We start from the raw sequence: 14,471 nt of genomic DNA, 5'->3' as shown, positions 1-14,471 counted from the left end.
GATCCGGCGGGGCGGGCCCCAGCGGTTTTCAGAGCTGGATCGGTGTGCGCTGCGTCAGTCCGTACTTCGACGCGATGGCGTTCCACAGCCCGGCGGCCTTCGACTTCTGCGCACTCGCGGTGCCACTGGCCGCGTTGGCCGCCTGGGTCTGGCCGGTGGCGCGGGCGTGACCGCCCTTGCAGCCCCTCTTGCCGCCGACCTGGTCGGCCCAGGCCGCGTAGTGGTTGTCGGCCGACGCGGAGGCCTTCCACGCGTTGTTCAGCGCGTTGGTCAGCGCGGCGTGGTTCGGCAGCTTGTCGACGGAGAGGGCCGAGAGCCGGGTGACGAGCCCGGCGCGCTGCTTGGCCGCGTCCCGCAGGTCGCCGGCCGCCTGGCCCAGGTTGTTGCACGCCTTCACGTTCTCGACGGCCTTGACGACCGAGTCACGGCTGTTGTTGCTGTCCGCGAGGAGCTTGTCCAGCGCTACGGCCTGCGCCTTGGCCGGGTCGGCACCCGCGGACGCAGACCCTTCGGTGGCGGCGGCCGTCGCCGACACGTTCTTGCTGCCGCCGTCCGCGCTGTCACCGCTCCCACCGCCGCTGAGCAGGGCACCGGCGCCGACACCGAGCACGACGATGCCGATGCCGACGGCGGCGATCAGCGGGAGGCGCGAGCCGCCGCGTCCGCCACCGCCCTCGGGTGCCGCGCCGCGCCGGGTGGCGGCGCGCCCGCCCGGTCCACCGGGCGCCCCCGGGGCCTGCGTGGCGTACGGGGTGTGCGGAGTCTGCGCGCCATATGGGTCCTGCGCGGCGTACGGGGTCTGTGGGGTGTGCGGGGCCTGCGCTTCGAAGCGCGGAAGCTGCTGCGTGGACGCCGGCCCTTCCGGTGCGCCCGGCTCGGTGCGGAACAGATTGTCGAACTCCGCGGGCGGCTGCCGGTCCTCCGGGCCGCCCGGGCGTATCCCGTACGACGTCCCGGCCGGATCGGCGGGCACCGGAGCCATGTACTGCGTGGCCTCGGCGTCCGGGTTCGCGGCCGGGGGCGGCGAACCGGCGCCGGGCATCCCCTGGGGCGCGTGCCCCGGGAACTGCCCGCCGCCCCCGCTCACCTCGGGCGGCAGGGCGCCGGGGCCGATCGGCGGAAGGAACTGGGTCGCGCCCTCGTCGGCGGCCGGGACGGGCGGGATGTACTGCGTGGCGCCCTCGTCGGCGGCGGGAGGCAGAGCCCCCGGGCCGACGGCGTGCGGCAGCGGCGCGGGGCCCGCTCCCGCGTACCCGTCGTGCGGCCGGCCGCCCTGAGCGCCGTACGCCTGGGCCTGTCCGTTCCCGTACGAGCCGTTCTCGTACGAGCCGTTGTCGTACGAGGACGTCCCGTGGCCGCCGTACGACGGGGACTGCTGCCCGCCGTAGGGCTGGGGCTGCGCGCCCTCGGCCGGGAGCGGCCCGGCACCCGGCGCCTGCTGCGGTGCCTGCTGTGCGTCCTGCCGGCCCGACGCGCCCCAGCGCGCGTCCGGGGCCTGGTCCGACCCCGCCGACCAGCCGGCGGAACCCTGGGACACGTCGTGGGCGCCCCAGTCCGGACCGGGCTCGGCGGGCTGGTGCGCACCGGGCTCGCCCCAGGCCTGGGTGCCGTTCGCCTGCGGCCCCCAGCCCTCGCCGGGCTGTGGGGCGGGGGCGGTCGCGGGGTCGGGACCCCACGGCCGGTCCCAGGACCGGCCTCCCGCCGGAACGGCCTGGTCGCCCGTCATGCCCGGCAGCAGCGGCTCGCCACCGTCGGAGGGCAGCACGATGCCTTCACGCGCGGGGCGCGCCGAGGGCTGCTCGCCCTGTCCACTCTGCGTCACCGGGACTCCTACTGATGGGGGACCTTTCGGAATCGTCGGCTCACGCTACCGGGTCCCCACGAGCCCGTGCCACGCAGCACAGGTCATCACCCCCGCCCCCTGTGACCGGGGTAACGAATACGCCCCGCCGTGCGCTGTATTCCCCTTCCCTCCCGCACCAGGCCGTCGTTTTCCCGCCGTTCACACCTCCGCGTACAAAACGTTCACGCCGCCGCCTGCAGCTCCAGCCTTGCCCCGAACTCCCTCACCACCGGTTCGTCCCGGTACGGATCGAGACGCTGCTGCAGGTCCTCCAGGTACTCCGCGCCGCGGTTGGAGCGCAGCGTGCCCAGCAACTCGACCGCCCGCAGCCCCGTGTGACACGCCTGCTCCACCTCCCGCTGCTGGACCTGCGCGGTGGCGAGCAGCACATAGCCGATGGCGCGGCGGCGGGCCCGCGACTCCGGATGCCCGGCCAGCGACTCCTCCGCGCACCGCGCGGCCGCCTCCGACTGCCCCAGGTCACGATGGCAGTGCGCCAACTCGTCGGCGAGATACGCCTCGTCGAAGTGCGCGATCCACGCCGGGTCGTCGCCCGAGGCCGGGTCGGCGGACTCCAGGGCGGTGACCGCGCGCCCGGTCGCCACCTGGGCGGCGCGCGCGTCGCCCAACAGCGCGTGACCGCGCGCCTCGGCGGCGTGGAACATCGACTCCGCGCGGGGTGTCACCCGTCCCCGCGCGCCCTCCTGGGCGGCGCGTGCCAACTGGGCGATCTCGCGCGGGTTGCCGAGCTGCGCCGCCAAGTGGCTCATGGACGCGGCGAGTACGTAGCCGCCGTACCCCCGGTCCCCGGCCGCCTGCGCGAGTCGCAGCGCCTGGATGTAGTAGCGCTGGGCGAGGCCAGGCTGACCTGTGTCGATGGCCATGTAGCCCGCGAGCTCCGTCAACCGGGACACCGCGGCGAAGAGTTCGCGCCCGACCGCCTCCCGGTAGGAGCCCGCGAGCAGGCCGGAGACCACGCTGTTGAGGTAGTGCACGACGACCGGGCGCACATGGCCGCTGCCGTACTGGTGGTCGAGGTCCACCAGCGCCTGGGTCATCGCGCGGACCGCCGCCACGTCCGAGAGCCCCACCCGCGGGCCCGCCGCGCGCGCCACCTGGGAGTCCGGCGCGGAGATCAGCCAGTCTCGGCTGGGCTCGACGAGCGCGGAGGCGGCGACGGACGAGCCGGACAGGAAGTCCCTGCGCCCGACGTCGCTCCGCCACAGCTCACAGACCTGCTCGATGGCACCCAGAACGGTCGGCGAGAACTGCAGGCCGACGCCCGAGGCGAGGTTCTTGCCGTTGGCCATGCCGATCTCGTCGATCGTGACCGTACGGCCGAGCTTGCGGCCCAGCGCCTCCGCGATGATCGCGGGCGCCCGTCCCCGCGGCTGCTGGCCGCGCAACCAGCGGGCCACGGACGTCTTGTCGTAGCGCAGGTCGAGGCCGTGCTCCGCGCCGCACATGTTGACCCGGCGGGCCAGGCCGGCGTTGGAACAGCCCGCTTCTTGGATGAGCGCCTGCAGTCGTTCGTTCGGCTGCCGCGCGACGAGCGGCCTTGCGGCCATGGCGTACCCCCTGTGGCTGCGGTGCCTGCCCACGCACCGATTTGACGTGTCCTCACCGGCCGACGACAAGGAACGAGGCCGGCCGTGAAGATCAATACCCCGCAGACATACCGAAGATGCGAGACATGTGAGGATTGCCGGGGTAGGGGCGGTTGCCCGACCCCTCCCCTGATTACCCACCCCCCGCTGCCGTTCCCCACGCGCGCCCCCACCCGTGCATCCATGCGCCCCACATGCGGGAACGATGCCCCTCCCCCGCGCACGGGGCGCCCGTAACCCCCCGTGGCCGCCAGAGTTGTGTTCATCGTGGAAGAGACCATCGCGGGGCCCGAGGCCGCCCAGATCCCGAAGCAGCGCGGCGAATCGCTGCTGGACACCGCCGTGCGATATGCCGAGGAACGCCACTGGGACGTGTTCCCGGGTGCCTGGCTGGAAACCGCCGACGGGACCCAGCGCTGCTCCTGCGGCGACCGCGGGTGCCCCGCGCCCGGCGCGCATCCGGCGCGTGACGACTGGGCCACGCAGGCGACCGGCAGCGCGACCGTCGCCCGCCGCATGTGGTCGATGCAGCCCACGGCGTCGATCCTGCTGCCCACCGGGCGTACGTTCGACGCGATCGACGTGCCCGAGTCGGCCGGCTTCCTCGCGCTCGCCCGCATGGAGCGGATGGAGCTGACGCTCGGCCCGGTCACCTGCGCCCCGGACCGGCGCATGCACTTCTTCGTGCTCCCCGGTGCCGCCGCGAAGGTCCCCGACCTCGTACGCAGGCTCGGCTGGCCGCCGGCCTCGCTCGACCTCGTCGCGCTCGGCGAGGGCTCGTACGTCGCCGCCCCGCCGACCCGGTTCGGATCCCGGGGGGCCGTGCAGTGGGCCTGCCGCCCCACGCCCGCCAACCGCTGGCTGCCGGACGTGGAGGAACTGATCTCACCGCTCGCCTACGCGTGCGGACGGGACCGGTAGGACGGTAGGGCTGTAGGACCGTGGCTCCGATCCGGCTCGGCTCCGTCGTGGCCGGTCGCACGGTTCCCCGCCCCCTTGGAACAAGGGCGCTCCCCCGTAGGGTGCCTACATGACCCAAGGAGCAGCCGTACACGTGCAAGGGCTCTGGAAACGGTTCGGGGAGCAGGTCGCCGTCGGCGGGATCGACCTGGAACTGCCCGCGGGCCGGTTCATCGGGCTCGTCGGCCCGAACGGGGCCGGGAAGACCACCACCCTCTCGATGGTGACCGGACTGCTCAGGCCCGACCAGGGCACCGTCGAGGTCGTGGGCCGTGACGTGTGGCGCGACCCGGCGGCGGTGAAGGCCCGGATCGGCGTCCTGCCCGAGGGCCTGCGGCTGTTCGAGCGGCTCTCCGGGCGCGAACTCCTCGCCTACACCGGACGGTTGCGCGGGCTGCCCGGCGCGGAGGTGGACAAGCGCGCCACTCAGCTCCTCGACGTCCTCGACCTCGCGGGCGCCCAGCACAAGCTCGTCGTCGACTACTCGACGGGCATGCGCAAGAAGATCGGCCTCGCCGCCGCTCTCCTCCACAACCCCGAAGTCCTCTTCCTCGACGAGCCGTTCGAGGGCGTCGACCCCGTCTCCGCGCAGACCATCCGCGGCGTCCTGGAGCGGTACACGGGATCGGGTGCCACGGTCGTCTTCTCCTCCCACGTGATGGAACTCGTCGAGTCGCTGTGCGACTGGGTCGCCGTCATGGTCGCGGGGCGCATCCGCGCCCACGGCCCGCTCGCCGAGGTCCGCGGCGACGCGCCCTCCCTCCAGCAGGCGTTCCTCGAACTCGTCGGCGCGCACGGCCGCACCCCCGGGGCCGACCTCGACTGGCTGGGCGGCGGCGCACGGTGAGCACCCCGGCGAGCATCCCCGCGAGCACCGCGTCGGGCACGCCGGCGAGCTCCTCCGTGCCCGGCTCCGCCGCGTCGATCACCCCCGTCGTCGTACGGCTGAAGCTGTCCCTCCTGCGCAACGGGCTGCGGCAGTCGGGCGGGCGGCGGGCCGCGTACCTCACCTCGGTCGTCCTCGTCCTCCTCTTCGCCGCCCTCCAGCTGCTGGGCCTCATCGCCCTGCGCGGCAACCCGCACGCCGTCTCCGTCACCGTGCCGCTCGTGGTGGTCCTGGCGCTCGGCTGGGCCGTGATGCCGCTGTTCTTCCCGAGCGGCGACGAGACGCTCGACCCGACCCGGCTGGTCATGCTGCCGCTGCGGCCGCGCCCGCTCGTCAAGGCGCTGCTCGCGGCCTCGCTGGTCGGCATCGGACCGCTGTTCACGCTCTGCCTGCTCGTCGGATCCGTCATCTCGGTGGCGCACGGCACGGCGGCGTACGTCACCGCCGTCGTCGCCGTGGCCGTGGGCCTGCTCGTCTGCGTGGCCCTCGCGCGCGCCGTCGCCGCCGCCAACATCCGGCTGCTGTCCAGCCGCAAGGGCCGCGATCTCGCGGTGCTCAGCGGGCTGGTCATCGCGGTCGGCGCACAGCTGGTCAACTTCGGTGCGCAGCGGCTCGGTTCGGCGGGCGGCCTCGCGGAACTCGACCCGGTGGCGGACGTGCTGCGGTGGGTGCCGCCGGCCTCGGCCATCGGCGCCGTCGACTCGGTGAGCAAGGGCTCGTACGGGGCCGGGGCCGTTCAACTGGCGCTGGGCGTGGCCGCGCTGGCGGGGCTGCTGGCGCTGTGGTCGCGGCATCTGACCCGCCTGATGACCTCACCGGACGGCTCGACCCTGCGGACCGCGGAGCCCGCCCGGGAGAGGGGCCCGTCGGGGCTGGGGCGGCTGCTGCCGTCGGGACGCACCGGAACGGTCATGGAGCGCAGCCTGCGGTACGTGTGGCGGGATCCGAAGACGAAGGCCGCGTGGGTGACCTCGCTGGCCATCGGACTGATCGTGCCCGTGTTCAACGCGCTGCAGGGCACCGGCTCGGTCTACTTCGCGTGCTTCGCGGCCGGGATGCTCGGGATCCAGATGTACAACCAGTTCGGACAGGACACGTCCGCGTTCTGGATGGTCGCGATGACGATCTCGTCCCCGCGCGACGCGTATGTCGAACTGCGCGGGCGGGCGCTGGCGCTGCTGCTGATCACCCTGCCGTACGCGACGCTCGTGAGCGTCCTGACGACCGCCCTGCTCGGCGACTGGACCCAGCTGCCCGAGGTGCTGGGGCTGTCCTTCGCGCTGCTCGGCGCGATGCTGGCCACCGGCGCCTGGTCGTCGGCCCGCTTCCCGTACTCGATCCCGCAGGAGGGCTACAAGAACGTGGCCCCCGGGCAGGCGGGCCTCGCCTGGATCTCCATCTTCGGCGGGATGGTCTCGGCGGCGCTGCTGAGCGCCCCCGTCATCGCTCTCGCGATCTGGGTGAACGTGTCGGCGGACGGAGACCGGTGGGGCTGGCTGCTGCTGCCGCTGGGGGCCGGGTACGGGGCGCTGATCGCGCTGCTGGGGCTGCGGATGGCCGCGCCACGGACGGCCCGGCGGCTGCCGGAGATCCTGGCGGCGGTGAGCAAGGGGTGAGCCGGGGCGTGTCCGTGAAGTCCCGTCGTCCGCCCGAAGGGCCTGCCTCGCGGCGTCCGGTGCGCGCTCCGGGTGCGCCGGGCGCGGGCGCTGGTACCGGCCGTACTCGGCGCCGTGCGCGGTGCGGGTGCGCCGCGCGCTGGCCCTGATACCGGCCGTACTCGGCGCGGTGCGGGTGCGCCGCGCGCTGGCCCTGATACCGGCCGTACTCGGCGCGGTGCGGATGCGCCGCGCGCTGGCCCTGATACCGGCCGTACTCGGCGCCGTGCGCGGTGTGGGTGCGCCGGGCGCAGGCCCTGATACCGGCCGTACTCGGCGCCGTGCGCGGTGTGGGTGCGCCGGGCGCAGGCCCTGGTACCGGCCGTACTCGGCGCCGTGCGCGCTCCGGGTGCGCCGGGCGCAGGCCCTGGTACCGCCGTACTCGGCGCCGTGCGCGGTCGGCGAGTGGGGGCACCTCCCCCGACCTTGGGGCAGCGGGGAGCGCGCGGGCGTCGTGCGGCAGGCGCGACCGTGCGGACACGCCCCAAGGGCGCGCGGGCCGGGACCCGGGCCCCGGGTCCCGGGTCCCGGTCAGCCGGTGAGGACGCCGTCGAGGAACGGCTCGATCGCGGTGCGCCAGGCCGCCGGCCGGTCGTAGTGCACGAGGTGGCCGGCGTCGGCCACCTCCGCGTACCGGCCGTGCGGCAGGACCCGGACCATCTCCTGGGACTCGGCCCGGCCGAGCTCGCCGTCCAGGCCCCTGACGACCAGGGCGGGGCACCGGACCTGCGCGAGCTCCTCCCAGTGGGCGTCGTACACCCAGGTCTCGCGGGACCTCAGCATCTGGTCGGGTTCGAAGACGGGACGCCAGCCGTCGGCCGCCTCCCGCATCACCTCGGCGTAGAACTCGCCGCGGGACGGGCTGGGGCGCTCCACCCAGGGGTCGTCCTCGCCGAACCACTTCCGTACGTCGGCGAGCGAGGCGAACGGCATCGGCCAGGCCTTGAACCAGTGCTCCCACTCCCGCTGCGACGCGGCGCCTAACGCCGAGGCCCGCATGTCGCAGATGACCAGCCCGCGGACGAGGTCGGGGCGCTTGGCGGCGAGCTGCCAGGCGGTCAGCGCGCCCATCGCGTGACCGACGAGGACGGCCGGGGCGAGACCCAGCTGTTCGAGGGCGGCCTCGGCGTCCTCGACGTACGCCTCGCGGGTGTACTCCTCCTGCGGCGCCTTGTCGCTGTCGCCGTGGCCGCGCTGGTCGAGCGCGACGGCGCGGTGCCGCTCGGAGAGCCAGCGGGCCGTGGACGCCCAGTGCGAGGCGCGGCCCATGAGGCCGTGCAGCAACAGCACCCCGGGGGCCGGCGGGCCCGGCGGAGGATCGTTCTCGGGAGAATCGGCGAACTCCCACGCAGCCAGGCGTAGGCCGCCCGCGCCTGTCACGTCGATGCGCCGCACCATAGGTCTGGCACCCCCCTAGCTCGCTCGGACCGCCCGCTCCCACTCGAGCCCGCCGGTCCCTCGTACCGCTCCGTGCCGCTTCCTGCCGCTGTCGTGGCGCCGCCACCGCTGATGTGCCGATACCGGCGGTGTGCCGCTCCGTGTGCCGCTCTACCTGCCGCTCCGGGTGTACTCCGTACGCCCGCCGTTCGCCGCCACATTATCGAATAGGCATTCGAAAATAGCCCGCTCGGCGACAACACCCCTCGTTCGAGTGACCATGAGCGGGGATTGACGGCCGCTGCCGAGGGGAGATCTTCAGCGGGAGGCGGACCGCTCGGGGACAACGGTCCGAAGGGGATGACCCTGGGAGCTCGGGGCTCCGGGTCAGCACAGGGGAGGACAGGCCCCGGCGCCATCTGGTGCCGGGGCCCTCTCCCTGTCTGCGGCACATCCTCCCCGCCCCCTCCCCGACCGCGCGACATCCCTCTCGGACACGGTCAAGAGTCCTCAGGTCATATGCCTCACGCGACAGCCTCGCACGCAAATGGTCTCGCCGCTGCGATTCGGCACACTGAATCTTGGTTTCGACGGGGCAGCGCAGGTACCACAACTACCCCAGCAGCCCCAGGAGTTGACACAGCCGAACCGGGCGGGCAGGGGTCCGGCAGCAGGCTCGACGGCGCCCGGTGGTGACACGGACCGCGTGTCTCGGCCGTGTCCGGCGGGCTCCCGGGAGCGGACCCCGGGGTCCGGCCTAAGCCGGGCCCCGCGGCCCGCGCCCGGGGGCTGCCCCTCGCGGGCTCAGGAACCGGGGGACGCGCACCGAGGTGTCGACGTCCGCCCACGGCCACCGGACGCAGGCGCTCCGCACGGAACACCCGTCGTCCGCGGCACGCACACCGTCCACGGCCACCGGGCGGCTGCCCGCCGCCCGCCGCCGCCCGTGGCGCGTCAGCGCTTCGCGACGAACACGTGGGACGCGACGTCCGACTCCAGCTCGGCCGCCTCACCACCGCTGCCGACGAGCACGCCGCCCGCCGACTCCGTCACGCTCACCACGGAGCCGGGCTGCACACCCGCCCGGCGCAGGGTGTACATCAGCTGCGCGTCCGTCTGGATGGGTTCGCCGATCCGGCGTACGACGACGGTCTTGCCGTCCAGGCCCGGGTGGAGCTCGGCCAGCGACACCATGCCCTCGTCCAGGAACGGGTCGGCGCCGTCCTTCTCGCCGAGCTCCTCCAGACCGGGGATCGGGTTGCCGTACGGCGACTCGGTCGGGTGGCGCAGCAGCTCCAGGACGCGCCGCTCGACGGCCTCGCTCATCACGTGCTCCCAGCGGCAGGCCTCGGCGTGCACCTGCTCCCACTCCAGGCCGATCACGTCGACGAGCAGGCACTCGGCCAGGCGGTGCTTGCGCATCACCCGGGTGGCCAGGCGGCGGCCCTCGTCGGTGAGCTCCAGGTGGCGGTCACTGGCGACCGCCACCAGACCGTCGCGCTCCATGCGGGCCACCGTCTGGCTGACCGTCGGTCCGCTCTGGTCGAGCCGCTCGGCGATCCGGGCGCGCATGGGGACCACGCCTTCCTCCTCCAGCTCGAGGATGGTGCGGAGATACATCTCCGTGGTGTCGATCAGTCCGGACATACGTGCCCCTCGATTAGCTCTGCCGGAGGCTCGGTGGCTCACCGGCTTGTGCGCTGGCGCTGAACTCAATTCTGACGCATACCACTGACAACCGTGCCTCGCCGGGGGAACCACACGATGACGAGTGTCTCCGCCGCCTCCGCGGCGACGCGGGCCGAGGCCCGGCCGGATCGGACACGACCGGCGCCCGGACGCGCATCCGGGGTCGGGCGTCGTCCACAGGTGTGCGGCGCCCCGCGGGCGGGTGGTGCCCGCGGGCGGCGGCTCCGCCGTCGGGCCGCGCGTCGGCGGCCCTGCGCCCAGTGTCGCTCTCGCGGGCCGTATTGACAGCGCACTGGTCCAGACCGCAACGTGATCCGCGACACGACGGGAGCAAGGCTGTGCCGGGCCGCCGGTTCGCCCGCTCGCCGGCCCTGTGCCGACGCGACTTCTAAGGGGCTTCGCCGATGAGCGACAGCAAGCTGGCCGGGCAGTTCTTCGACGCCGCGATCGGCCTGCTCCAGCGGGTGCGGGACGAGTGCGCCGAGGACGTCGAGGCGGCCGGCGCCCTCATCGCCGACACCGTCGCGGAAGGCGGCCGGCTGTTCGCCTTCGGCGCCGGGCACTCCTCGCTCGCCGCGCAGGACGTCGTCTACCGCGCGGGCGGCCTCGCCCTGATGAACCTGCTCACGGTGCCGGGCGTGGTCGGCGTCGACGTCATGCCCGCGACGCTGGGCTCCGCCCTGGAACGGGTCGACGGCCTCGCGAGCGCGGTCCTGGACTGCAGCCCGCTCCGCTCCGGCGACCTCCTCGTGATCATCTCCCTGTCGGGCCGCAACGCGCTCCCCGTCGAGATGGCCATGAACGCCCGCGCGCTGGGCGTGAAGGTCATCGGGGTCACCTCGGTCGCCTACGCCTCGGAGACGACGTCCCGGCACGTCTCGGGCACGTATCTGAAGGACCACTGCGACATCGTCCTCGACTCGAAGATCGCGGTCGGGGACGCGGAACTGACCCTGGACGCCATCGAGGCCCCCTTCGCCCCCGCCTCCACTGTCGTCACGTCGGCCCTGCTCCAGGCCGTCATGGCCACGGCCGCGGGCGCGCTGGCCGGGCGGGGCATCGAGCCGCCGCTGCTGCGCTCGGGCAACGTCGACGGCGGCCACGAGTGGAACGGCCGCGTGATGACGGAGTACGGGGACCGGATCTTCTACCGGCGCTGAGCCGCGCGTCCAGGACACCGGCACTCGGCCCTTCGTCCTGGACACCGGCGCGGGGTCCCCGCTCCGGCCCGGGACTGACCCCCGTGGCCGTCACGCCCCCACCGGTCCCGGAGGCCCCACCGGTCCCGGAGGTCCCACCGGTCCCGGAGGTCCCAGAGACCCAAGAGCCGCCGGCACCCTCGCGAGGCCGTCGCGCCGCGCCTACGGCCGCTCCGCCAGCCCCTCCAGGTCCAGCGCCATGGCGATCCGTACCGCCACATCCTCCGCGTACGTGGCGTCCGTGCGCTCGAACTGGCTGCGCCCCGCCCCGCGCAGAAACGTCACGACACCCAGCGTCCGCCCCCGGCTGCGCAGCACCGCGCACAGGGCGTGCACCGAGTCCGCCGGCCACTGACGGGCCGCGGCCCACTCCCGCGTCCGCTCGGGCGTGCTCTCGCCGGAGCTGGCCCGCACGGACCCGGCCCGCTCCACGCACTGCAGCGCGGGGTGCCCCTCGGCGTACCGCACGGGCAGCCCGGCCTTTCCGGTGAGCAGGCTCGGCCCCGGCGCGCCGGCGGGCGTGGCGGTGGCCCGTACGAGCCGCACGGGCCCTTCGTCGTCGGCCACCGGGCCGCCGGCCACACGGTCGATCAGCGCGTGGTCGGCGAATCCGGCGAGCGAGAAGTCCAGGTGGACGGTGGCCGCCTCGCCCGGGTCCTCGCACTCGGCCGCCGCCCGGGCCGCCCGGTGCAGCTGATTGGCCCGGAACCGCAGCAGCGCCGCCTCCTGCTCGGTCTGCTTGGCCTCCGTGACGTCCTGGAAGAGCCACCCGACACCGAGCGGGACCGGTTCCTCCGTGAGCGGCGAGGCCAGCCGCACGAAGCCGCTGCGCCAGCACCGCCGTTTCTCGCCCTCCGCCGAGCGCACGCTCACCCACATCTCGGCGGGCGCGGGCGGCGCGCCCTCGGCGAGCACGTGGGTGAGCGCGCTCTCCAGCTCCTCGACACCCTGCGAAAGCAACTCCCCGAGGGGCCGTCCGAGCACCGCCGTACGCCCCGTCCCGAGGGCACGGGCCGCGTGGGCGTTGACCACGGCGGGCCGCAGGTCCGCGTCGACCAGCACCACGCCCCAGCTGGCGTCCTCGAACAGCGCCTCGCTCAGGGCGATGGACCGTTCGAGGTCGATCTGCGCGTGCACCTCGCTGAAGGCGCAGTACACCCCCGCGGGCTTGCCGTCGGGCCCGCGCACGGCGGCGGACTGGGTCCGGACGAGCACCCGGCCGCCGTCCTTGGTCAGCAGCGCGAACTCGTTCACCTGCCGGCCCGGGGCCTCCATGGCGGACAGCAGCCGCCCCTCGACCTCCTCGGCGTCCGCGGTCCGCACGGCCCACCCGGCGAATCCGCGCCGCCCGACGGCCTCGGCCGCGGTCCAGCCGAGGATCCGCTCGGCCTCCCGGTTCCAATGGGTGACGACGCCGTCGGCGTCGAACGCGCACAGGGCAGCGTCCATCCCGTCCAGCAGCGCGGCAAGGAGATCCGAACCATCCGGCTCGGGCTCGTCCGGCCCCAGCTCATCGGTGGTCCCACTACGTCGGGAAGCACTCACCTGGACCCCCTGCAGGCTGCGTCCGCACGTACGGCGAGACAGTTCACTCACTGGCAGTCATTCAACTCGAACGTGACCCAGCCCACACCTGATTCCCCGAAGATTGGACGAAATCGTTGCGCGCCGGGAATTCCGTCCCACCTGTCCCGGCATGCGCGAACCCGTCGGAAAAAACAGTTGAGCGGTCCGCGATCGGTTCCTAAGGTGTGGTGCACACGAGAGAGGAGGTGGTTCGGCAGATGTATGCAAACCGGACGCGTGAGGTGGCTGCGGGCTAGCGGCCCGTCACCCCATTCAGTGCGGTGCCGGACCAGCGCGTGAAGCAGCGCGCAGCCGGCCCAATCTCCAGCAGTCACCCGACCCGTGAGTTCGCCGGTACGTCCGGCCGGCTCCTCCGCCGCGAGGCGGAGGGACCCGAACTCGCGGGTCGCCTGCGTTGTGCGGGGCGTGTGAGGTGCGACACATACGTTTGTGAGGGTCCGCAGTACTCTTTGGCCCATGCTTCCGATGCTCGTCCGACGCCGACACGTGGACTACGTGCGCGTCACGAGCATGGGCTGTCGGCCCAGCGTCTGACCTCGGCCCTCACCTCTCTCCTCCGGCTCCCGTGGCCCCCGCCCCATCCCCGGCGGCCCCCACGGGCACCCCGTACACCCCCGCGGACGCACCTCATGACGACGTACCCGTCTTCCTCGCCGTACCACCAGCTTCCGATCATCGACCTCTCGGCGGCCGACCGCGGTCCCCAGGCCCGCGCCCTGCTCCACGCGCAACTGCACAGCGCGGCCCACGACGTGGGCTTCTTCCAGCTCGTCGGGCACGGGGTGAGCGCGGCCGAGACCGACGCCCTGCTCGACGCCATGCACCGCTTCTTCGCACTGCCCGAGGCCGACCGGCTCGCCCTCGACAACGTCGGCTCGCCCCACTTCCGCGGTTACACCCGCACCGGCGACGAGCGCACGGGCGGCAGCCGGGACTGGCGGGACCAGCTGGACATAGGCGCCGAGCGGCCCGCGCGGACACCCGGCGCGGATGAGCCCGCCTACTGGTGGCTCCAGGGCCCCAACCAGTGGCCCGCCGCGCTGCCGGAGCTGCGGACCGCCGCCCTGGCCTGGATCGACCGGCTCCGCTCGGTCGCGGCACGGCTGCTGCGCGAGCTGCTGACCGCCATCGGGGCGCCCGCCGACTTCTACGAGCCGATCTTCGGGGAGCGGGCCCATCCGCATCTGAAGCTCGTGCGGTACCCGGGGAGTTCCGGGGACGGCGCGGGTCAGGGCGTGGGCGCGCACAAGGACTACGGGTTCCTGACGCTGCTGCTCCAGGACACCGTGGGCGGGCTCCAGGTGCAGCGGGCGGACGGCCTCTTCCACGACGTGCCGCCGCTGCCGGGGGCGTTCGTGGTCAACCTGGGCGAGCTGCTGGAGGTCGCCACCAACGGCTATCTGGTGGCCACGAACCACCGGGTCGTGAGCCCGCCCGGGGCCACCGAGCGGTTCTCCGTGCCCTTCTTCTACAACCCGCGCCTCGACGCCCGTGTCGAGCCGCTGGTCTTCCCGCACGCGTCCGCCGCGCCCGGGATCACCGACGACCCGACGAACCCGCTCTTCGCCGAGTACGGGTTCAACGAGCTGAAGGGCAAGCTGCGGGCCCATCCGCTGGTCGCCGCCCGTCATCACGCGGAGCTGCTCACGCCCGCGTGATGACCGGCGG

Annotated in this window: 10 protein-coding genes; 5 read left to right on the top strand and 5 right to left on the bottom strand. The window is 73.8% G+C overall.

The annotated features are described in order from the left end of the window. Positions 1–28 precede the first annotated feature (28 nt). A complete protein-coding gene (locus OG199_RS23750; protein ID WP_405831149.1) occupies positions 29–1,822 on the bottom strand; it encodes a hypothetical protein in 1,794 nt (597 codons plus the stop codon). A gap of 203 nt (positions 1,823–2,025) precedes the next feature. Continuing rightward, positions 2,026–3,411: a transcriptional regulator gene (locus tag OG199_RS23745; RefSeq protein WP_266699894.1), complete on the bottom strand. Its 1,386-nt coding sequence runs from the start codon at positions 3,409–3,411 to the stop codon at positions 2,026–2,028. A gap of 297 nt (positions 3,412–3,708) precedes the next feature. Here OG199_RS23745 and OG199_RS23740 point away from each other — a divergent pair, with 297 nt between their 5' ends. The 3 genes from OG199_RS23740 (at position 3,709) to OG199_RS23730 (ending at position 6,912) form a co-directional block, all read left to right on the top strand. Then, on the top strand, positions 3,709–4,371 hold the full coding sequence (locus OG199_RS23740) for a bifunctional DNA primase/polymerase (RefSeq protein WP_405834652.1): 663 nt from the start codon (positions 3,709–3,711) through the stop codon (positions 4,369–4,371). A gap of 109 nt (positions 4,372–4,480) precedes the next feature. Then, a complete protein-coding gene (locus OG199_RS23735; RefSeq protein WP_266699895.1) occupies positions 4,481–5,257 on the top strand; it encodes an ABC transporter ATP-binding protein in 777 nt (258 codons plus the stop codon). Between the two features lie 56 nt (positions 5,258–5,313). Continuing rightward, positions 5,314–6,912: a transporter gene (locus tag OG199_RS23730; protein ID WP_405834650.1), complete on the top strand. Its 1,599-nt coding sequence runs from the start codon at positions 5,314–5,316 to the stop codon at positions 6,910–6,912. Positions 6,913–7,482: 570 nt separating this feature from the next. On the opposite strand, the gene OG199_RS23725 is transcribed toward OG199_RS23730, so the two are convergent. Next, on the bottom strand, positions 7,483–8,349 hold the full coding sequence (locus OG199_RS23725) for an alpha/beta fold hydrolase (RefSeq protein ID WP_405831147.1): 867 nt from the start codon (positions 8,347–8,349) through the stop codon (positions 7,483–7,485). A 933-nt stretch (positions 8,350–9,282) separates the two neighbouring features. Then, positions 9,283–9,975 carry a metal-dependent transcriptional regulator gene (locus tag OG199_RS23720; protein ID WP_356800689.1) on the bottom strand — a complete coding sequence of 231 codons (693 nt, stop codon included), beginning with the start codon at positions 9,973–9,975 and terminating at the stop codon, positions 9,283–9,285. 446 nt (positions 9,976–10,421) lie between these two features. Between OG199_RS23720 and OG199_RS23715 the strand changes: the two genes are divergently transcribed. Beyond that, entirely contained in the window at positions 10,422–11,177 is a 756-nt protein-coding gene (locus tag OG199_RS23715; RefSeq protein WP_356800688.1) for an SIS domain-containing protein, read from the top strand. Positions 11,178–11,378: 201 nt separating this feature from the next. Here the strand turns inward: OG199_RS23715 and OG199_RS23710 are convergent, their stop codons facing one another. Continuing rightward, positions 11,379–12,761: a PAS domain-containing protein gene (locus OG199_RS23710; RefSeq protein ID WP_356800687.1), complete on the bottom strand. Its 1,383-nt coding sequence runs from the start codon at positions 12,759–12,761 to the stop codon at positions 11,379–11,381. 671 nt (positions 12,762–13,432) lie between these two features. On the opposite strand from OG199_RS23710, the gene OG199_RS23705 reads away from it, so the two are divergent. Further along, positions 13,433–14,461 (top strand): 2-oxoglutarate and iron-dependent oxygenase domain-containing protein, encoded by a 1,029-nt coding sequence (locus OG199_RS23705; protein WP_356800686.1) that lies wholly within the window; start codon positions 13,433–13,435, stop codon positions 14,459–14,461. Positions 14,462–14,471 lie beyond the last annotated feature (10 nt).

Origin of the sequence: Streptomyces sp. NBC_01176 (assembly GCF_045039825.1) — a bacterium.
Taxonomy (GTDB): Bacteria; Actinomycetota; Actinomycetes; order Streptomycetales; family Streptomycetaceae; genus Streptomyces.
The sequence above is the reverse complement of the archived record's forward strand: the minus strand, read 5'-3'. Positions and strand labels throughout refer to the sequence as shown.